This is a genomic window from Microbacterium sp. NPDC008134 (assembly GCF_042957055.1).
Classification (GTDB): Bacteria; Actinomycetota; Actinomycetes; order Actinomycetales; family Microbacteriaceae; genus Microbacterium.
Genome location: NZ_JBIBHO010000001.1, coordinates 257,398 through 276,326, shown reverse-complemented (window position 1 = coordinate 276,326; position 18,929 = coordinate 257,398). Strand labels below are relative to the sequence as shown.

The 18,929-nt window shown below is 69.3% G+C and carries 17 protein-coding genes; 9 read left to right on the top strand and 8 right to left on the bottom strand.

The window, feature by feature from the left end; translation table 11 throughout:
• Nucleotides 1-12: 12 nt before the first annotated feature.
• The 5 genes from ACFY9N_RS01345 to ACFY9N_RS01325 all read right to left on the bottom strand — a co-directional run bounded on the left by ACFY9N_RS01345 (nucleotide 13) and on the right by ACFY9N_RS01325 (nucleotide 6,237).
• On the bottom strand, nucleotides 13-1,041 hold the full coding sequence (locus ACFY9N_RS01345; RefSeq protein ID WP_391476421.1) for an iron-siderophore ABC transporter substrate-binding protein: 1,029 nt from the start codon (nucleotides 1,039-1,041) through the stop codon (nucleotides 13-15).
• Nucleotides 1,042-1,255: 214 nt separating this feature from the next.
• Nucleotides 1,256-1,459, bottom strand: a complete 204-nt coding sequence (locus tag ACFY9N_RS01340; RefSeq protein WP_391476420.1) for a cold-shock protein — start codon at nucleotides 1,457-1,459, stop codon at nucleotides 1,256-1,258.
• A gap of 232 nt (nucleotides 1,460-1,691) precedes the next feature.
• The gene (locus ACFY9N_RS01335; protein ID WP_391476418.1) at nucleotides 1,692-4,595 is read right to left on the bottom strand and encodes an AAA family ATPase; all 2,904 of its coding nucleotides are present in this window, start codon (nucleotides 4,593-4,595) and stop codon (nucleotides 1,692-1,694) included.
• 89 nt (nucleotides 4,596-4,684) lie between these two features.
• Nucleotides 4,685-4,984 carry a hypothetical protein gene (locus ACFY9N_RS01330; protein ID WP_391476417.1) on the bottom strand — a complete coding sequence of 100 codons (300 nt, stop codon included), beginning with the start codon at nucleotides 4,982-4,984 and terminating at the stop codon, nucleotides 4,685-4,687.
• 197 nt (nucleotides 4,985-5,181) lie between these two features.
• Nucleotides 5,182-6,237, bottom strand: a complete 1,056-nt coding sequence (locus tag ACFY9N_RS01325) for a DUF998 domain-containing protein (RefSeq protein WP_391476415.1) — start codon at nucleotides 6,235-6,237, stop codon at nucleotides 5,182-5,184.
• Between the two features lie 133 nt (nucleotides 6,238-6,370).
• On the opposite strand from ACFY9N_RS01325, the gene ACFY9N_RS01320 reads away from it, so the two are divergent.
• The 4 genes from ACFY9N_RS01320 (at nucleotide 6,371) to ACFY9N_RS01305 (ending at nucleotide 11,674) form a co-directional block, all read left to right on the top strand.
• Nucleotides 6,371-7,408 carry an aromatic acid exporter family protein gene (locus ACFY9N_RS01320; protein WP_391476414.1) on the top strand — a complete coding sequence of 346 codons (1,038 nt, stop codon included), beginning with the start codon at nucleotides 6,371-6,373 and terminating at the stop codon, nucleotides 7,406-7,408.
• A gap of 167 nt (nucleotides 7,409-7,575) precedes the next feature.
• Nucleotides 7,576-8,244 carry a DNA alkylation repair protein gene (locus tag ACFY9N_RS01315; RefSeq protein WP_391476413.1) on the top strand — a complete coding sequence of 223 codons (669 nt, stop codon included), beginning with the start codon at nucleotides 7,576-7,578 and terminating at the stop codon, nucleotides 8,242-8,244.
• A 13-nt stretch (nucleotides 8,245-8,257) separates the two neighbouring features.
• Nucleotides 8,258-8,971, top strand: a complete 714-nt coding sequence (deoD, locus tag ACFY9N_RS01310; RefSeq protein WP_391476411.1) for a purine-nucleoside phosphorylase — start codon at nucleotides 8,258-8,260, stop codon at nucleotides 8,969-8,971.
• A 165-nt stretch (nucleotides 8,972-9,136) separates the two neighbouring features.
• Nucleotides 9,137-11,674 carry a DEAD/DEAH box helicase gene (locus tag ACFY9N_RS01305; protein WP_391476410.1) on the top strand — a complete coding sequence of 846 codons (2,538 nt, stop codon included), beginning with the start codon at nucleotides 9,137-9,139 and terminating at the stop codon, nucleotides 11,672-11,674.
• Nucleotides 11,675-11,694: 20 nt separating this feature from the next.
• On the opposite strand, the gene ACFY9N_RS01300 is transcribed toward ACFY9N_RS01305, so the two are convergent.
• Complete coding sequence (locus ACFY9N_RS01300) at nucleotides 11,695-12,372, bottom strand: M15 family metallopeptidase (RefSeq protein WP_391476408.1); 678 nt, start codon at nucleotides 12,370-12,372, stop codon at nucleotides 11,695-11,697.
• Between the two features lie 87 nt (nucleotides 12,373-12,459).
• Between ACFY9N_RS01300 and ACFY9N_RS01295 the strand changes: the two genes are divergently transcribed.
• The 4 genes from ACFY9N_RS01295 to ACFY9N_RS01280 all read left to right on the top strand — a co-directional run bounded on the left by ACFY9N_RS01295 (nucleotide 12,460) and on the right by ACFY9N_RS01280 (nucleotide 15,751).
• Nucleotides 12,460-13,176, top strand: a complete 717-nt coding sequence (locus ACFY9N_RS01295; RefSeq protein ID WP_391476407.1) for a response regulator transcription factor — start codon at nucleotides 12,460-12,462, stop codon at nucleotides 13,174-13,176.
• 10 nt (nucleotides 13,177-13,186) lie between these two features.
• Nucleotides 13,187-14,254 carry a sensor histidine kinase gene (locus ACFY9N_RS01290; protein ID WP_391476405.1) on the top strand — a complete coding sequence of 356 codons (1,068 nt, stop codon included), beginning with the start codon at nucleotides 13,187-13,189 and terminating at the stop codon, nucleotides 14,252-14,254.
• Between the two features lie 142 nt (nucleotides 14,255-14,396).
• Entirely contained in the window at nucleotides 14,397-14,927 is a 531-nt protein-coding gene (locus ACFY9N_RS01285; protein WP_391476404.1) for a hypothetical protein, read from the top strand.
• A 59-nt stretch (nucleotides 14,928-14,986) separates the two neighbouring features.
• Nucleotides 14,987-15,751 (top strand): hypothetical protein, encoded by a 765-nt coding sequence (locus tag ACFY9N_RS01280; RefSeq protein WP_391476403.1) that lies wholly within the window; start codon nucleotides 14,987-14,989, stop codon nucleotides 15,749-15,751.
• A gap of 364 nt (nucleotides 15,752-16,115) precedes the next feature.
• Here ACFY9N_RS01280 and ACFY9N_RS01275 read toward each other — a convergent pair whose 3' ends face one another.
• Complete coding sequence (locus ACFY9N_RS01275; protein ID WP_391476402.1) at nucleotides 16,116-16,769, bottom strand: FMN-dependent NADH-azoreductase; 654 nt, start codon at nucleotides 16,767-16,769, stop codon at nucleotides 16,116-16,118.
• Nucleotides 16,770-16,846: 77 nt separating this feature from the next.
• Here ACFY9N_RS01275 and ACFY9N_RS01270 point away from each other — a divergent pair, with 77 nt between their 5' ends.
• Nucleotides 16,847-17,179: a winged helix-turn-helix transcriptional regulator gene (locus tag ACFY9N_RS01270; RefSeq protein WP_391476400.1), complete on the top strand. Its 333-nt coding sequence runs from the start codon at nucleotides 16,847-16,849 to the stop codon at nucleotides 17,177-17,179.
• A 106-nt stretch (nucleotides 17,180-17,285) separates the two neighbouring features.
• On the opposite strand, the gene ACFY9N_RS01265 is transcribed toward ACFY9N_RS01270, so the two are convergent.
• Nucleotides 17,286-18,815: an SDR family NAD(P)-dependent oxidoreductase gene (locus ACFY9N_RS01265; RefSeq protein WP_391476398.1), complete on the bottom strand. Its 1,530-nt coding sequence runs from the start codon at nucleotides 18,813-18,815 to the stop codon at nucleotides 17,286-17,288.
• Nucleotides 18,816-18,929: the final 114 nt, after the last annotated feature.

The following is an 18,929-nucleotide window of genomic DNA, read 5'->3' as shown; positions in this document are numbered from 1 at the left end:
CGGATTGATCGACTACTGAGCGAGCGGCGCGGCCAGCAGAGCGAGGTAGTCGCTGAGACCCCACGGAATCGACAGCGGCGACGGGTTGGCGGATGCCGCGATCGGGGTGGCGTCGGGGAGGATCGCGATGCGCCCCTCGGCGACGGCCGGGATCTTCGACAGCAGTGGGTCGGCCTGCAGGGTCGCGATGAGCGAGTCGTCGCCGTAGGTGGCGATCACGTCGACGTCGTCGAGCTTCGAGGCGTCCTCGGCGCTCACCGAGAGGTAGAACTCGGTGCTGTCGGCGTTCTCCTCGACGAGGGAGGGAAGGGGCAGACCCAGGTCGTCGTGCAGGTAGCCGGGGCGCGTGTCGACGGCCGTGTAGTAGCCGATCTGGCTGAGGTCGGTCGGGTCGAAGAAGGCGAACATGACCTTCTTGTCCTTGAGGACGCTGTTCGCTTCGAGGGCGGCCTCGGCGTCGGCATGGAGGTCTTCGATGAGGGCCTGGCCCTCCTCCTCGAGGCCGAGGGCCTTCGAGTTCATCTCGATCATCTCGTCGACCGGGGTGCCCCAGGCGACCTCGGGGTATGCGACGACCGGAGCGATCTTGGAGAGGGTGTCGTACTCCTCCTGCGTCAGGCCGGAGTACGAGGCGAGGATGACGTCGGGGTTCGTGTCGGCGACAGCCTCGTAGTCGATGCCGTCGGCCTCGTCGAAGAGCACCGGCTCCTCGCCGCCCAGCTCGTCGAGCTTCTCCTCGACCCAGGGCAGGATGCCGTTGTCGTCGTCGTCGCCCCAGCTGGCCTTGCTGAAGCCGACCGGCACGATGCCGAGTGCGAGCGGAACCTCGTGGTTCGCCCACGCGACGGTGGCGACGCGCTCGGGCTTCTCGGTGATGGTGGTCTCACCGTAGATGTGCTCGATCGTGACGGGGAACGCGTCATCGGAGGCGGGGTTCGCGCCCGCGTCGCTTCCGCTGTCGGGAGTGGAGGCCGCGCAGGCCGTGAGGCTCAGTGCGAGCGCCGCGGCGGCACCGACGGCGAGAAGACGAGAAGTGCGCACGGCAGATCCCTTCGGGTTGAGGAGGGGTGTGGCGCGGATTCGCGCCGGTTTGGTAAGGCTGACCTAATGTAACCCGAACTTAGGCGAACCTCAATTCCAGATGCCGCATCGTTACCCGTATTCCAGTGGATCGTCCCCCGAAGCGCGCAACGAGGAAACGAAGAAGCCGGCCGGCTCCCGAAGGAGCCGACCGGCTTCGTACGATCACGAGGGATCAGAGGGCGCGGATGTTCGCAGCCTGCATACCCTTGGGGCCGCGCTCGGCGTCGAATTCGACCTTCTGGTTCTCGCGCAGCTCCTTGAAGCCGCTTCCGGTGATCGCCGAGTAGTGGGCGAACAGGTCGTCGGTGCCGTCATCGGGAGCGATGAAGCCGAAGCCCTTTTCGGAGTTGAACCATTTCACAGTGCCAGTGGCCATGTGTTTTCTTCTTTCTTTTTGATGTGGCCGCTGTTGTACACGGCCGCAGCACCGCACCGGAGCATCCGATGGGTACAGGGAGACGCGTTCCGGATGGAAGCGTGAGATGGGAGGTTGTGAAGGAGCCGTGCCGAACCGATCGGCCAGAAGTCGGATCCGAATAGAGGGCCGCACACGTCTCGTGGAGATTCGCGGGCCGGTGATGAATGATTCCCCGGAGGGAGGAGTACGGTCACCGTATCACGCCCACTCGGGAGTCGCCCGGGGCAGGCACCCGCACACCGGCCGCGATCGCGGCTTCGGTGCGCGTGCTGACACCGAGCTTTCGCAGCACGGCCGAGACGTGCACGCTCACCGTCTTGACGCTGATGAAGAGCCGCTCACCGATCTGACGATTGCTCAGCCCTTCGGCCAGCAGCTCCAACACCTGTCGCTCGCGGGCGGTGAGGGCATCGGAGTCGGGAACGGATGCCGCCACTGACCCCGCACCGGGAACGCCGTCGAGCGCGAGCCCCGCGGCGCGGGCGAAAGTCGTGACCGTCGTCGTGAGCCGGGCATGCCCCAGGGACCGCGCGATCTCGGCCGCCTCGGTCAGCAGCGCGGCGGCTGCGGCACGGTCGCCCTCGCGCACGCGCAGCCGCGCGCGCTCGAGGCGCGTGATCACCCGGAACACGACGGGAACGTCGTCGCCCTCGGCGGCCTCGATCGCCGATTGCAGCGCTGCGTCGGAGGGCGCGAGCAACCCCGCCACGATCGGCGACCACGAGTCGGCGAGAAGCTGGGACGGCTGGGCGGTCCAGGCATCCGACACCCGCGCCGCCGGCGCCGCCGTGTCGTCTCCCGCAGCGCGCAGTTCGGCGATGATCGCGGCCGCCTGCAGCAGTAGCCGTCTCTGGTGCAGCAGCACCGGTCCGTCGTCGTCGAGCATCGCGATGATCTCGGCGAGGGCACCGCGCAGGTCGCCGGCGCTCTCGGCGACCGCCACCGTCATCGTGATGAGGTCGTACCAGATCTGTCGCTCGGTCTGACCGGTCTCGAGGAATGCCGGGCGCCACTCGCGCAGCATGTCGGCGGCCTCGGTCGAGCGCCCGCGCCAGGCGAGGGCGCGCACCCGGGTCATGCTGGAGTACATGCGGAAGACGCGCAGCGCCCCCTGCCGGTGATCGCGCGACATCATCTCGTCGACGCGCTCGATCTCACCGCGCTCGAACAGGGCGACCGACATGTTCTGCATCATGATCGAGCCCGAGCTGCGACCGACGCCGAGGGAGCGCGCGAGGGCGAGCCCTTCTTCGGCGATGAGCACGGCTTCGTTGTAGCGGCCGAGCAGGGTGAGCGCGTCGGAGTAGTTGACTCGGTAGCGCAGATCGGCGTTCGAGCTGCGGGCGAGGTCGCGCGCGCGGTCGAACTCGACGATGCTGCCATCGACATCGCCCAGGTGGGCGAGCGAGACACCGTGCACGTTCGCGGCGATCGACATCTGGTCGTGATCGCCGGCTCGTCGGGCGATCTCCTGCGCCTCGCCGGCGACACGGAGCGCATCGTGCAGACGCCCCGCGACCATGTAGCGACTGGCCAGCTGGTTGAGCACCGTGGCGTGCAGCCCGGCGTCGCCGACCCGCGCGGCGAGTTCGAGGGACTGCTCGGTGAGCGGGATGGCCCCGGGCCGACCGAGGTTCGCGAGGTACTGCGCCTTGTCGCGCAGCAGTCGCGCGTGCAGGCGCGGCGTGACGGTGGCGGGGTCGATCTCATCGAGCGCCGCGCTGATCACCGCGAGTGCGCGTTCGCCGTCGCCGGCGTTGCGCAGCACCGAGCCGAGCGTCTGCAACAGGTCGACGTGCGAGAGTCCGGCCACGCCCGCGGCATCCGGCACGCTCGGCCAGATCTCGAGCGCGAGCTCTCCGAAGCGCGCGGCGGCGGCGAAGGCGAAGCGCCCCTTCGCGTCGCGCATCGCCTCGATCGCGGCGACGAGGGCGCGCGGCTCGTCCTGCGCCAGATGCCAGTGGTGCGCGAGCGATGCCGTATCGACATCGTTGCCGACGCGCTGCGCCTCGAGCGCTTCGGCGTAGGCACGGTGCAACCGCGACCGCTCGCCGGGCAGGAGGTCGTCATGCACCGCCTCACGCAGCAGCGCATGGCGGAAGCGGTAGAGATCGGAGTCGATCACCAGGATGCCGCCGCGCGCCGCCTCGCGGATCGCCTCGTCGAGCCGGTCCTCGGGCACCTCGGCGAGCGCCACCAGGAGCGGATGCGAGATCGGCCGCTCCGAACCGGAGGCGACCTGCACCACCCGCTGCGCGTCGTCACCGAGGCGGTCGAAGCGGGTGAGGAGCACGTCGCGCAGTCCGTCGGGAAGCGGCCCGGTCGTGCAGTCGGCGAGCTCTTCGACGAAGAAGGGCACACCTTCGGCTCGCTCCTGCATGCGGGCGAGTGCGCCGTCGGACACCGAGCGGCCGGTGAGCTGCTCGGCGAGCGCGCGCACGGCGTCACCGTCGAGCCGTGGCAGCGTGACGCGCTCGATCAGACGCGAGCGCGTGGCCTCGACGATGAACCGGCTGACGGCATCGCCCCGGCGCACGTCGTCGCTGCGGCAGCTGAGCAGCAGGAGCACGCGGCCGCGGGCGACCGTGCGCAGCAGGAAGGAGAGGAGGGCGAGCGTCGATTCATCGGCCCAATGCAGGTCTTCGATGACGAGCACCTGCGGGGCCGCCTCGGCCGCGGTCTCGATGAGCGTGGCGATCGCGTCGCGCAGACGGTCGGGGCTCGTGCGCGCCCGATCGGTGGGCTCGTCGACCAGTTCGGGCAGCAGCATGCCGAGAGCCTCGGCGCCGACACCGACGGCCTCGCGCACACGTTCGGCACCCAGGTGCCCGACGATCGATCGCAGGATCGCCGTGAGCGGGCCGTAGGCGGTGCGCGCCGCTCCGAGATCGAGGCACCAGCCCACGTGCACGTCGGCGCGCACGGCGACCTCGGTCGCGAACTCGCGCAGCAGCCGAGACTTGCCGATGCCCGCCTCGCCGTCGACCAGCACGCCGACCGGCACCCCCTCGGTCGCACCCTCGAAGAGTCGGCGCACGACGCCGATCTCGGCCTCGCGCCCGACCATCGCGGAACTCGGCGCGAAGGAGGACATGTCTTCATCGTGCCACTGCCCTCCGACATCCGCCGGGGTCGCCCGATCCGCGGCATCCGCCCTTCTCCCGCGCAGCGCGACGACGGGGTTCACCGGGCGGCGATGGGCTCGCGCGGCGCGGTCACGGCACGGGCGCGTGCGGGCGCGGCATCCGTCGCCCTCGGGGCCACCGCGGGCTCGTCCGCCACGTCGGGCCGAGCGCGCGTCACCTCGCGCGCACTCGCCCGCCGCCCGAGCATCCGCTCCAGCATCCGTACGATCCCGCTCGCCGCGCGCGGAACGACCTGATCGGCACGCTCGTCGATGGAGCGCCGCCGCTCGATCGCCCGCTCCCGCTGCTGCAGCTCGAACGCCGTGACCACTTCCTGCGAATAGATCTGCTCGTACATGACGCCTCCTGTTGTCGTATCCCTAGACAACGCTCTGAGGCCCCCTCCCGGCATCGGGCGGATGCCCTATCTTCCGCGAGCCACCCCCTTATGTTCGAACCACCCCTCTCCGCACGAAGCAGAAGGGGGTGGCTCGCACGCAGAGGGGTGGTTCGGCGAACGCACCTCCGCCGATCAGGCGTCGACGCTCCGCGACCTCAGGCGTGCAGCAGATGCGCGCGCGCCGACGGGCGCGGCACGTCGGGCGAGAGGATCGCGAGCACGCGCACGAGGGTCGTCATCCAGAGCAGGCCCAGGCCGACCGCCATGGCCTCGAGCGCCGTCATCGTGATCAACCTGAACACGACGAACAGCACGAACGCCACGGTCACCAGCGCGCCGACGCCGATCGTCGTGATGATCAACGCCCGCGGCGCCCCCGGCACCACGATCGCGGTCACGGTCATCGACGCGGCGAAGAACAGGAGGGTCACGGGCGCCACGATGTTATGCGCCTCGGGAAAGCGGTGCAGCGGCAGCAGCCCCACCCCGGCGAGCGCGAACCCCGTGACGATCCACAGGCCCGACGTGAGCGCGATGCGCCCGAGCGCCGGGTCGCCGAGGATTCGGTGCAGATCGCGACCGATGTACGCCCCGACCGTGCCGACCAGCGCGCCGGCGACGACGAGGGTTCCGTTGAACGCCCAGGCGTCGTCGCCCATGCCGAGCTGCGAGAAGTTGATCTCCCACCAGCGGGGGTCGGCCGCGGTGACCATGGCGAAGAGGGTGCCGATCACCAAGTATCCGAACAGGATGCTCGACAGATCGGCCGTCCTCAGGCCTATGCCCGCGGCGAAGGCGAAGCGCCCGCCGACGGCCGCGGCGAAGCCGGTCACGAGAGCCCCGCCGACGAGGGTCAGCTCCAGGCCCTGCAATCCGATCGCGAGCACCTGAGTGCCGAGCAGGACGCCCATTCCGGCCACCCCGGCGAAGGCGACCGTGAGCGCGATAGCCGAAATATCGGTGATGATCCGCTGCCATCTCGGCATGGGAGCGGTCTCTCCACGACGATGCCGGAGGGTGCTCACGACGAACGCGCCGCCGGCGATGACACCGGCGGCGGAAGCGGCGGGAAGAGCCAGAGACCCTGTCCCGATCAGCATCCGGGGCTCTGGTCCCAACAGAATGAAGCCGGCGGCGGTGCCGAGCACGAAGCACACGACAGTGGCCCACACGGCGATGGTCTCGCCGCGCAGCCTCTGTCCCTGGTCCATGGGTACATCGAACCACTAACTGGTTACGCCGGTATATCAGCAATCTTCCGAAGCATCCACCCGTTCTCGATTCGCGGATGCCGGGGCGGCGAGCGGTCGGCGTGCGACCGGCTCGCAGGACTACCGTGGAGGCATGCGCATTCCCGCCGCGATCCGCGCCAGCCAGCGTTCCCCGCTGCTGCAGGTCGTGAAGTCGGCGGCGGCGACCATCGCGGCCTGGCTCATCGCCGGGTGGGTCTTCCCGTCGCAGCTCCCCGTGTTCGCGGCGATCGCCGCCCTCCTCGTCGTCCAGCCGAGCGTGAACCAGTCGCTCTCGAAGGCCCTCGAACGCAGCATCGGCGTGATCGCGGGCGTCGTGATCGCGATGGGACTCGGGCTGCTCCTCGGCTCGCCGAGCTGGATCGTACTGCTCGCGATCGTCGTCGCGATGCTCGTCGCCTGGGTCTTCCGGGCCTCGCCGGGCACCGGCAATCAGGTCGCGATCTCGGCCATGCTCGTGCTCGCCCTCGGCTCGTCGAGCCCCGAGTACGCGTTCGCCCGCATCATCGAGACGCTCATCGGCGTCGCGATCGGCATCGTGGTGAACGCCCTGATCGTGCCGCCGGTTCTCGTCGCTCCCGCGCGCCACCACCTCGGCCTGCTCGGCGCCGAGCTCGCGGCCAGCCTCGACCGGCTGGCCGACGCGCTGCCGCATCCACAGCCCCCGGCGCGGATGCAGGAGCTGATGCTCGAAGCCCGCCTGCTGCGCCCGATGAAGGATGCCGCGGATGCCGCGATCGCCGCGGGCGAAGAGTCGCTCACCCTCAACCCCCGCAGGTCCACGCACCGCGCGGACCTGCGCGAGATGCGCGCGCTGCTCGAGAAGCTGTCGCCGATCGTCACGCAGGTCATTGGGATGACCCGCGCCTACGCCGACCACTACGACGACTCGATCGGCGAGGAGCCGGCGGTGATCGCGATCGCCGAGCAACTGCGGCGGGCCGGACACGACGTGCGCCTCGCCGTGCAGATCGCCGACGTCGCCCCCGAGCCCGAGGCGCTGACCTCCGCGATCCCCGCTCTCACCGCGCCCCTCGTCATCCGGCCGCCGTCGAGTCAGCACTGGATCCTCATCGGATCGCTCATGGAGGACCTCCGCCGCATCCGCGGCGAGCTCGTCGACGAGGACTGAGCGGCGACAGCATCCGCCCTCCCCGCTTTCGAATCGCTCACTTCGTCGTTTTCGCGACCGGAGAACCGCAAAGTGAGCGATTCGAAAGCCGGAGGTGGGGCCGGAGGGGTGGGGCCGGAGGAGGGGGCCGGAGGAGGGGGCCGGATGCCGGGAACTACCCTCGGAGCATGAGCGACGTCACCCTCGACCAGGCCCTCGGCGAGCTCGCCGACCTCGAAGACCCGAAGATGCGCGCGGCCAACGAGAAGCGCGGCGACGACCACGGCATGAATCTCGGCCGCCTGCGCGCCGTCGCGAAGAAGATCAAGACCGATCAGCCGCTCGCGCAGGAGCTGTGGGCGACGGGCGAGACTCCGGCCCGGCTGCTCGCGCTGCTCATCTGCAAGCCGCGCGACTTCAGCGCCGATGAGCTCGACGCCATGTTGCGCGAGACCGACCGCCCCAAGGTCAACGACTGGTTCGTGAACTACGTCGCCAAGAAGACTCCGCTCGCCGAAGAGATGCGGGTGCGCTGGTTCGACGACGCCGATCCGACGGTCGCGGCCGCGGCCTGGGCACTCACCGCGGCGCGGGTCGCCAAGGACCCCGAGGGTCTCGACCTCGAGGATCTGCTCGACCGGATCGAAGCGCAGATGAAGGATGCCCCGGCCCGACCGCAATGGTCGATGAACGAGACGCTCGCGCAGATCGGCACCCATCATCCGCGTCTGCGCGAGCGCGCCCTCGCGATCGGCAACCGTCTGCAGGTGCTCGCCGACTACCCGACGGCGCCCGGCTGCACCTCGCCCTTCGCGCCGATCTGGATCGGCGAGATGGTGCGGCGGGCCGAGGGCTGATTACGCTGGAATGATGAGCACGCACATCGCCGCCGAACCCGGTCAGATCGCCCCCATCGTCCTCTTCCCCGGCGACCCGCTGCGCGCGAAGTGGATCGCCGAGACGTTCCTCGACGACGCCGAACTGTACTCGGAGACCCGCGGGATGCTCGGATTCACCGGCACTTGGAACGGCCACCGCATCTCGGTGCAGGGCTCGGGCATGGGCCAGCCCTCGATGGCGATCTACGCGAACGAGCTGTTCTCGGACTACGACGTGCAGACGATCGTGCGCGTCGGCTCATGCGGCGCGCTCACCGAGAAGCTCAAGGTGCGCGACATCATCATCGCGAATGCCGCGAGCACCGACTCGGGCATCAACCGGGTGCGATTCCACGGGCTCGACTACGCCCCGGTCGCCGACTTCGGGCTGCTGCGCGCGGCGGTCGAGGCGAGCGAGTCCGAAGACCTCGACTCGGCCGTGCACATCGGCCAGCTCTTCTCGAGCGACCAGTTCTACAGCACCCGCCCCGAGCTCACGGAGCCCTTCGTGAAGCACGGCATCCTCGGTGTCGAGATGGAGGCCGCGGGCCTCTACACGCTCGCCGCCTTCCACGGCCGCCGCGCCCTCGCGATCTGCACGGTCTCCGACCACATCGTCACGGGCGAGGAGACCACGGCGCAGGAGCGCGAGCAGACCTTCGGCGACATGATCCGCATCGCGCTGAAGGCCGCGACCTCGGTCTGAAGCTTCCGCCCCGTGCGGCGCCCCGTACCTAACTCAGGAAGAACGGCGCCTATCCGCTCGGATCTCACCGATTCCACGGCCTGGCACCCCGTTCTTCCTGAGTTGGGTACGCACGCGGAGTTGTGAGCAGAGACCCCGCTCACCGGATGGGATGATCGAAGAACCATGGCCTCCCTCCTCGACCCCGCCACCCTTCCCGACGGATCCGATGCGGATGCCGTCTACACGGCGTTCGTCGAGTGGGCAGAGTCGACCGGCATCCGCCTCTACCCGGCCCAGGACGAAGCAGTCATCGAGATCGTCTCGGGCAACAATCTGATCCTGTCGACCCCGACGGGCACCGGAAAGTCGCTCGTCGCGATCGGCGCGCACTTCGCCGCGCTGCTCGACGGTCGCCGCAGCTACTACACCGCGCCGATCAAGGCCCTGGTCAGCGAGAAGTTCTTCGCGCTGGTCGATGTGTTCGGGGCCGAGAACGTCGGCATGGTCACCGGTGACTCGTCGGTCAACGCGGATGCCCCGATCATCTGCTGCACGGCCGAGATCCTCGCGAACCTCTCGCTGCGCCAGGGATCGAATGCCGCGGTCGGCCAGGTCGTGATGGACGAGTTCCACTTCTACGGCGACCCCGACCGCGGATGGGCGTGGCAGGTGCCGCTGCTCGAGTTGCCGCAGGCGCAGTTCATCCTGATGTCGGCCACGCTCGGCGACGTGACCGAACTCGCGTCCGATCTCACCCGCCGCACGGGACGCGACACCGCGACCGTGACCGGTGTCGAGCGCCCGGTTCCCCTGCATTTCTTCTACGAGCAGACTCCGATCCACGAGACGATCGAAGAACTGCTGAACACCAACCAGGCGCCGGTGTACATCGTGCACTTCTCGCAGGCCGCCGCGATGGAGCGGGCGCAGGCCCTGTCGAGCACGAAGGTCGCGACCCGAGAGCAGCGCGATGCGATCGCCGACCTGATCGGCGCGTTCCGCTTCACCACCGCGTTCGGCAAGACACTCTCGCGCTTCCTGCGCGCGGGCATCGGCGTGCACCATGCCGGCATGCTGCCGAAGTACCGGCGCCTCGTCGAGCAACTCGCGCAGCGCGGTCTGCTGCGCGTGATCTGCGGCACCGACACGCTCGGCGTCGGCATCAACGTGCCGATCCGCACGGTGCTGCTCACCGCGCTCACGAAGTTCGACGGCACGAAGATGCGTCAACTGAACGCCCGCGAGTTCCACCAGATCGCCGGGCGCGCAGGCCGCGCGGGCTACGACACTGCGGGAACCGTGGTCGCCCAGGCTCCGGAGCACGAGTCGGAGAACCTCGCTGCCATCCGCAAGGCCGGCGACGATCCCAAGAAGAAGCGCAAGATCATCCGCAAGAAGGCGCCCGACGGATTCGTGTCGTGGGGCGAGTCCTCGTTCCGGAAGCTGATCGACGCGGAGCCCGAGACGCTCACTTCGCACATGCAGATCACCAGCGCGATGATGCTCAATGTGATCGGCCGCGGCGGCGACGTCTTCGGCAATATGCGCGCGCTGGTATACGACAACCACGAGCCGCGCTCGCGCCAGCGAGAACTCGCCGTGCGCGCGATCGGCATCTACCGCACGCTGCTCGAATCGGGAGTGGTGGAGCAGACGGATGCCGGCGAAGTGCGTCTTACCGTCGACCTGCAGCCGAACTTCGCCCTCAACCAGCCGCTGTCGCCGTTCGCCCTCGCGGCGTTCGAGCTCCTCGACCCTTCGACGGGCTCAGGGAGCCAGGCCGCGTCGGGCGCGGCGACCGGGCAGTACGCCCTCGACATGATCTCGATCGTCGAGTCGACGCTCGACGATCCGCGCGCGGTGCTCAGCCAGCAGGAGTTCCAGGCCCGCGGCGAGGCGGTCGCCGCGATGAAGGCGGAGGGCATCGAGTATGACGAGCGCATGGAACTGCTCGAGCAGGTCACGTACCCGAAGCCGCTCGACGAGCTGCTGACCGCGGCGTTCGAGACGTTCAGCACCGCGCAACCGTGGATCCGCGACTTCGAACTGCACCCGAAGTCGGTCGTGCGCGACATGTACGAGCGGGCCATGTCGTTCGGGGAATATGTCGCCTTCTACAAGATCGCCCGCTCCGAGGGAGTGGTGCTGCGGTACCTGTCGGATGCCTATCGCGCGGCATCCCAGACCATCCCCGAAGAGCTCAAGACCGAAGACCTGCGCGACCTCATCGAGTGGCTCGGCGAACTCGTCCGACAGGTCGACTCGAGCCTGCTCGACGAGTGGGAGGAGTTGCGGGCCGGCATCGACAACGGTCGGGTCGATTCCCCCGACGAGATCGTGCCGCCCGCCCCGAAGCGGCTCACGAGCAACGTGCGCGCCTTCCGCACCCTCGTGCGCAACGAGCTGTTCCGCCGGGTGCAGCTCGCCGCACGCGAAGACGTCGCGGCTCTCGCCGAGCTCGACCCGGATTTCGGAGCGGATGCCTGGGACGACGCTCTCGACGGCTACTTCGCCGACCACGGCGAGATCCTCACCGGTGCGGATGCCCGCAGCTCCGCGTTGCTCATCCTCACCCCCGGCGAGACCACCTGGACCGTGCGGCAGATCTTCGACGACCCCGCCGGCGACCACGACTGGGGCATCTCGGCGACCGTCGACCTCGCGGCATCCGATGAGGCCGGCCAGGCGGTCGTGACGGTCACGGCCGTCGACCGCCTCTGACCCGCGCGCCGGCATCCGCCCTACCGCTGCATCCGCGGGTCCTCGCTGGGGTTCGCGTACATCTCGGGGCAGCCGGAGGCGACGGCATCCGGTCGTAGTTCGTAGTGCCAGGTCTCGTTGCCGTAGATCTGGCACAGTCCGTATGCCGCGCCGTGCTGGGCGAGCCAGTCGATCGTCGGTAGCGGGCCGAGGTCGACGGCCTGCCCCGACACGTGCAGGGACGTCTCGGGCGTCGCGACCCACAGCGCCGCTTCCTCGGCCGATCCGTAGCTGACGACCGCCTGGTCGAGCATGTACTGCTGCAGGGCGGGTGAGCGCCAGCCGCTGTTCACGAGGAACGTCACGCCCGACGACGCCGCATCGGATGCCGCGCGCTGCAGGGCATCGAGCAACGCCGGGTCGAGGTTGCCGACGGCCACGCGGTCGGTGTCGAAGACGGTGGGCTGGTCGCCCTCGCGGATCACGCCGTCGGCGTCGCTCGGCGCGATCACCGACCCCTGTGGCGGCATCGCGGCGCCGGCGTCATCGGCGCCGGACGATGCGTCGGGACCGGGCCCGGCGGTGAAGCTCGATCCGAGGATGTCGCCCGCCGCGGCGAGCGACTGATGCACCGCGAATGCGGCGAGGGCGACGGGGACGATCACGGCGACGGTCCAGATGATGCGTCGACGCAGGGGCGGGGCGGTGGTGCTGTTCATCCCCCCAGTGCAGTCGCCGGCCGGTTGCGGGGGCGTATGCGGATCTCCATACGTTTTCGATATGCGCGGGTGCGTAGGATCGCAGCCATGCGTGTGCTGATCGTCGAGGACGAGCCCTACCTCGCCGAGGCCGTCCGCGACGGGCTGCGGCTCGAGGCGATCGCCGCCGACATCGCGGGTGACGGGAACACCGCGCTGGAACTGCTCGACATCAACTCCTACGACATCGCCGTGCTCGACCGTGACATCCCCGGCCCCTCGGGCGACGACATCGCCCGAGCGATCGTGGACTCGGGCAGCGGCATCCCGATCATCATGCTCACCGCGGCCGACCGTCTCGACGACAAGGCCTCGGGGTTCGAACTCGGCGCCGACGACTACCTCACCAAGCCCTTCGAACTGCGCGAGCTCGTGCTGCGCCTGCGCGCCCTGGGGCGTCGGCGCGAGCGCGCCCGTCCTCCGGTGCTCGAGGTGGCGGGGCTGCGTCTCGACCCGTTCCGCCGGGAGGTCTTCCGCGACGAACGGTACGTCGCACTCACCCGTAAGCAGTTCGCGGTGCTCGAGGTTCTGGTCGATGCGGCGGGTGGGGTCGTGAGCGCCGAAGAACTGCTCGAGCGCGCCTGGGACGAGAACGCCGACCCGTTCACCAACGCCGTGCGCATCACCGTGTCGTCGCTGCGTAAGAGGTTGGGCGAGCCGTGGGTGATCCTCACGGTGCCGGGCGTCGGATATCGGATCGCGACGGATGCCGGGGGTGCGACGGCGGATGCCGAAGCAGATGCCGAAGCGGATGCCGATGCCTAGGCCTCGCGGGATGAGCGCCCGCCTGCGGCTCGCGCTCAGTTATGCCGGGGTCGTCGCGCTGGCGGGGTTCGTGCTGCTGGCGGTCGTGTGGCTGTGGCTGCTGCGGTACGTGCCCGATCAGAACATCGACGCGGGGTTCTTCGTGCCCAACCGCTCGGATCTGATCCGGGCGTTCACGCCCGTGGCGTCGTGGACGATGGTGCTCCTGCTCGTGATCGGCTTGGCCGGCGGGTGGTTGTTGGCGGGGCGGATGCTCGCGCCCCTGTCACGCATCGGCGCCGCCGCGCAGCTTGCCGCCCAGGGGTCGCTGTCGCATCGGGTGGATCTGGAGGGGCCGCGCGACGAGTTCCGCGATCTCGCCGACGTGTTCGACGGGATGCTCGAGCGCATCGAGGCGCATGTCGAGGAGGAGCGGCGCTTCGCCGCGAACGCGTCGCACGAGCTGCGCACGCCGCTGGCGATCTCGCAGACGCTGCTGGAGGTCGCCCGCACCGACCCCGATCGCGATGTCGACGCCCTGATCTCGCGGTTGGGCGAGGTCAATGCCCGGGCGATCGAGCTGACCGAGGCGCTGCTCCTGCTGAGCCGCGCCGACCGGCGGTCGTTCACGCGCGAAGAGGTCGATCTGTCGCTCGTCGCGGAGGAGTCGGTCGAGGCCCTGCTGCCGCTGGCCGATCGCCGTGGGGTGACGATCGAGGTCGGCGGGGTTCCGGCTGTGGTTTCGGGGTCGGGCGCGTTGCTGCAGCAGCTCGTGACGAACCTCGTGCACAACGCGATCGTGCACAATCTCGACTTCGACGGACGCGTTGCCGTGCGCACTCACGACCTCCCCGAGGCGTTGGCGGTCGTGGTCGAGAACACGGGTGCGGTCGTCGACACTGATCGCGTGGCAGTGCTCGTGGAGCCGTTCCAGCGGGGTGCCGAGCGCGCCCGCGGCGACGACCACGTCGGTGTCGGACTCGGCCTCGCGATCGCCGAACGCATCGTGCGCGCGCACGACGGGACCCTCGTCCTCACCCCGCGCCCCGACGGCGGCCTCATCGCGACAGTGTGGCTCCCCCGCCCGCCCGGCCCCTGACTCACTGGGCCCTGACTCACTGGGCCCCTGAGCCTGTCGAAGGGCCCCGCCGCACGAAACTGGGTCCCTGAGCCTGTCGAAGGGCCCCGCCGCGAGTCCCTGTGGATAACTCCCGAGGGTGCGCTCGGAATCGGGCTACTTTATGGCGGTGCTCTCGACCCGATACCCCGCCGTAGCCTTCGCTCTCGCCCTGACCACCGCCGCACTGTCCGGCTGCGCGCCCACCCCGGAGCCCTCCCCCACTCCGACGCCCGCCTTCGCGAGCGAAGAAGAGGCGTTCGCCGCGGCGGAAGAGGTGTACCGGGCGTACATCGACGCCTTCAACGAAGTCGATCTTCGGAGCCCGGAAACATTCGAGATCGCGCTCGAGTACACCGCCGACGACTACGAATCGAGCGAGCGAAAGTCACTGTCGGAGATGCACGCGGAAGGCTATTTGCGAGGTGGGGAAATGACCGTGGTGTGGTTCGAACCGACCGCGTTCGTCAACGGAACGACTGTCGAAGCGAGAACGTGCGACGACGTGAGCGCGACGACTTTCACCGACTCGGAAGGCAACTCCCTGGTTCCATCTGACCGGCCCGACAGGTACGCGTTGGACCTCGTGCTCGAAATGCACGGCGACGAGCTGAAGCTGGTCTCGTCAGATCAGGTCGAGGACGAGTCGTGCTGAAGCCGATGACGATAGCAATCCTCACGCTCTCGCTCGCTGTCGTGCCGCAGGCTCCACCAATGCACGTCAAGACTTGCACCGCGGCAGAACGATCGACGATTGGATGCTCGAATGACGGCTCCTCCGTCACCGTGACCGGCACGCAACCTCAGCCGCAGCATCCCGGCTCCGCACCATCCGGCTCGTCGGCCCCTGCCGGATCGGGCGCGCCCGCGACGCAGTGGCCGACTCCCGAACAGATCGCCGCTGCAGAAGCCTGCGTCGCACAGGGAAACTCGTCGGCGGACTGCGCCATCTGGCGACGCATCGACGGCGGCCCCCCGGCGTCCGCTCCCGGCGCCCCGGCGATCTCGATCACCGACCTCGTCTCCCTCAGCCCGGCCACCGCGACACCCTCCGCCGACCCCGGCAACGTCGGCATCGCCGGGCTGCCCACGAACTTTGTCACGACAGCATCCGTGCACACCCGCACCGGTACCCTCTTCGGTGCCCCGCTGACCGCCCGGTTCACCCCCGTCGGCTACGACTTCACCTACGGCGACGGCACCACCGCCCACACCACCGCACCCGGCGCGACCTGGGACGCCCTCCACCAACCCCAGTTCACGCCCACCGCGACCAGTCACGTATACGACGACCGCGGCACCTACGACACCACCGTCACCATCCACTACACCGCCGAGATCGACCTCGGCACCGGATACATCCCCCTCACCGGAACCCTCACCACCCCCGGACCCACCCAAACCATACGCATCTACGAAGCCCACACCGCCCTCGTCCAACACACCTGCACCGAACGACCCACCGCCCCCGGCTGCTGAACGAGACGCCCCACGACACCCGGTCCCTGAGCGAGCGCAGCGAGACGAAGGGTCCCTCCCCGAGGCCCACTGGGTCCCTGAGCCCGCCGAAGGGTCCCGCCCCGAGGTCGCCCGCAGGTGCACATGCGGTGGGACGCTTCGACAAGCTCAGCGACCGAGTTCTCGCGACCTCGCACCGCTCATCTGCACGGCCCGATCACACGTGCAAGTACCGACGCGACGGGACGCTTCGACAAGCTCAGCGACCCAGTTCTCGCGACCTCGCACCGCTCGTCTGCACGGCTCGATCACACCTGCACGACGAAACCACCGAAGACTCCGTGCAAACGGGAAGTCTCCGTGCAGACGAGCGGGCGCTCCCGCCTCAGGCGACGTTGCCGCGGAGCGCCGCGATCTCGCGCCCGTAGGTGCGGGCATCCGTCTCGGCGTTCTCCTTGAGCTCGCGAGCCGTGTCGGCGAAGGCGTCGAGCGCCGGGTTCACGCCGACGAGCGTGAACGGACGCTCCACGACGCGCAGGTCGAGACCCCACACGTCTTCGAGCACGCGGCGCAGCCATCCGGTCGAGTGGTCCCAGCCCTCCTTGGGGGTGCCGGGCGCGTAGTTTCCGCCGAGCACGGTGACCAGGGTGGCCGGCTTGCCGCGCAGCGCGGTGCCGGTCGGGTCGATGCGCGGGTCGGTGTACGCCACGTCGAACCAGGTCTTGAAGTGCTGCGAGACGCCGTAGTTGTAGAGCGGCACGGCGAAGAGCAGCGCGTCGGCGCCGATCAGCTCGTCGGCGAACGACGTCGCGAGGGTCCGGGCCTCGACCTGGCCGGGGGTGCGCTGCGCCTCGTCGACGAAACCGCCGGTGACGGCATCCGCCCAGGCGGTCGCGGGCACGGGGTCGGCGGCGAGGTCGCGACGGGTGACCGTGGAGTCGGGGTGCGACGCGGTCCACTCGGCTTCAACGAGGTCGGCGAGCGACCGGCTGGCGGACGACGCGGGAAGGATGCTCGCATCGAGGCGGAACAGGGACATGGATGGAACCTCTCGTTTTCGTAGTCGCTCGGTTTTTCTTAGCGACATCGGTTAACGTAGCACGCTAGAATGAGGACATGGCCGAGATCGGGCACGATCTGCAGAAGTGCGACGCCGCCGTCACACTCGCCTTCAGCGTGCTCGGAAAGCGCTGGAACGGCATGATCGTGTCGTCACTCGGCGCCGGTCCCTCGACGTTCGTCGCCCTGCGCCGCGCGGTCGCAGGCATCAGCGACACCGTGCTCTCCGATCGCCTCGCCGAACTCGCCGACGCCGGGCTCGTCGCCCGCACGGTCGACGCCGGCCCACCGGTCACGGTCTCCTACGCACTCACGCCCGGCGGCGAGGGACTCCTGCCGATCCTCGACGACCTCGGCGCCTGGGCATCCGCCACCCTCGAGCGCCGCTGACGGCATCCGCCTGGGGTCGCCCCCCCACCCGCGGTTCGAATCGCTCACTTTGCTGTTTCCCACCCCCGAAAAGCGCAAAGTGAGCGATTCGAAGGTGGAAACGAACTCACCAGGGGCTGGGCTCGTAGTCCTTCAGGAACACGCCGTGGATGTCGTCGCCGGCCTCGCCGCGCACGATCGGGTCGTACACGCGGGCGGCGCCGTCGACGAGGTCGAGCGGGGCGTGGAACCCCTCCTCGGCCAGGCGCACCTTCGTGTAGTGCGGGCGCTCGTCGGTGATCCAGCCGGTGTCGACGGCGGTCATGAGGATGCCGTCCTTCTCGAGCATCTCGCCCGCGCTGGTGCGCGTGAGCATGTTGAGCGCGGCCTTCGCCATGTTGGTGTGCGGATGCCCCGGCCCCTTGTACCGGCGCGAGAACTGCCCCTCCATCGCCGACACGTTCACGACGTATTTGCGATGCGCCGACGATGCCGCCATCGATGCCCGCAGGCGGCTGATCAGCAGGAACGGCGCGGTCGTGTTCGCGAGCTGCACCTCGAGCATCTCGAGCGGGTCGACCTGGTCGACAGACTGCACCCAGCTGTTGACGCGGTTGACGTCGGGCACGAGGCCCCCGGCGTCGATCGCGGAGCCGTCGGCGTGCTTCTCGAGCGACGACGACCCCGGCGCCATCGCCACGCGGGCGAGGTCCTCGGCGGTGAGCGCCTGACCGCCCTGTTCGGCGACGGTTCCCCCGAGGGCGGCGACCGACAGCAGCGGGTGCGCATCGACGGATGCCTGCAGCGCCTGCGGGTGCGGATCGGCGGTGTGCCCGAAGGTCTCCATCTCGGGGAGAGGACCGTCGGGGAGTGGCTGCAACTCGGCATCCGCCAGCAGCGAATACGCCCCCGGCGAGCGCCGGACCGTCTGCGCGGCGTTGTTGATGAGGATGTCGAGCGGCCCTTGGGCCGCGACCGAATCGGCGAGACCGATCACCTGTGCCGGGTCGCGCAGGTCGATCCCGACGACGCGCAGGCGGTGCAGCCAGTCGGCCGAGTCGGGAAGCGCGGTGAAGCGGCGCACGGCATCGCGCGGGAAGCGCGTGGTGATCGTGGTGTGCGCACCGTCGCGCAGCAGCCGTAGCGCGATGTGCATGCCGATCTTCGCGCGACCCCCGGTGAGCAGTGCGCGCTTGCCGGTGAGGTCGGTGCGGGCGTTGCGCTTGCCGTGGCTGAAGCGGGCGCAGTCGGGGCAGAGCTGGTGGTAGAACGCGTCGACCAGCGTGTACGGCTGCTTGCAGATGTAGCAGTTGCGGGGCTTGAGCAGCTCGCCCGCGATGGGGGCGTCGACGACGCTCGTGGCGAGGTCGTTGCCGCGCGTCTCGTCGTCGATGCGGTCGGGGGCGCCGGTGGCGGTGCGGGCGACGACGGCCTTGTCGGCTTCGGCGATCGCGTCGCGGATCTCCTTGCGGCGCACGCGCTTGACGGCCTTGAACATCGCGGCGGTCGCGTGGCGCACGGCCACGAAGTCGGGATGCTCGTTGTCGATCTCGTGCAGTTCGCTGAGCACGCGCAGGGTGGTGGCGAGATCGTCGGGGTCGATGCCGGGGCCGAGGTCGGCCCGGGTGTCGGGCTCGTCGAGAGGCGCATCGGTCATTGTGCCGATTTTACGCGAGATTCCCGGGCTTGCCCTGCGGGGGCGGGGCGGTCTCGGGCGGGGCGCTGTGCCCAACTCAGGAAGATCGACGTGTTCCGGGGTGGAATCGGCTCG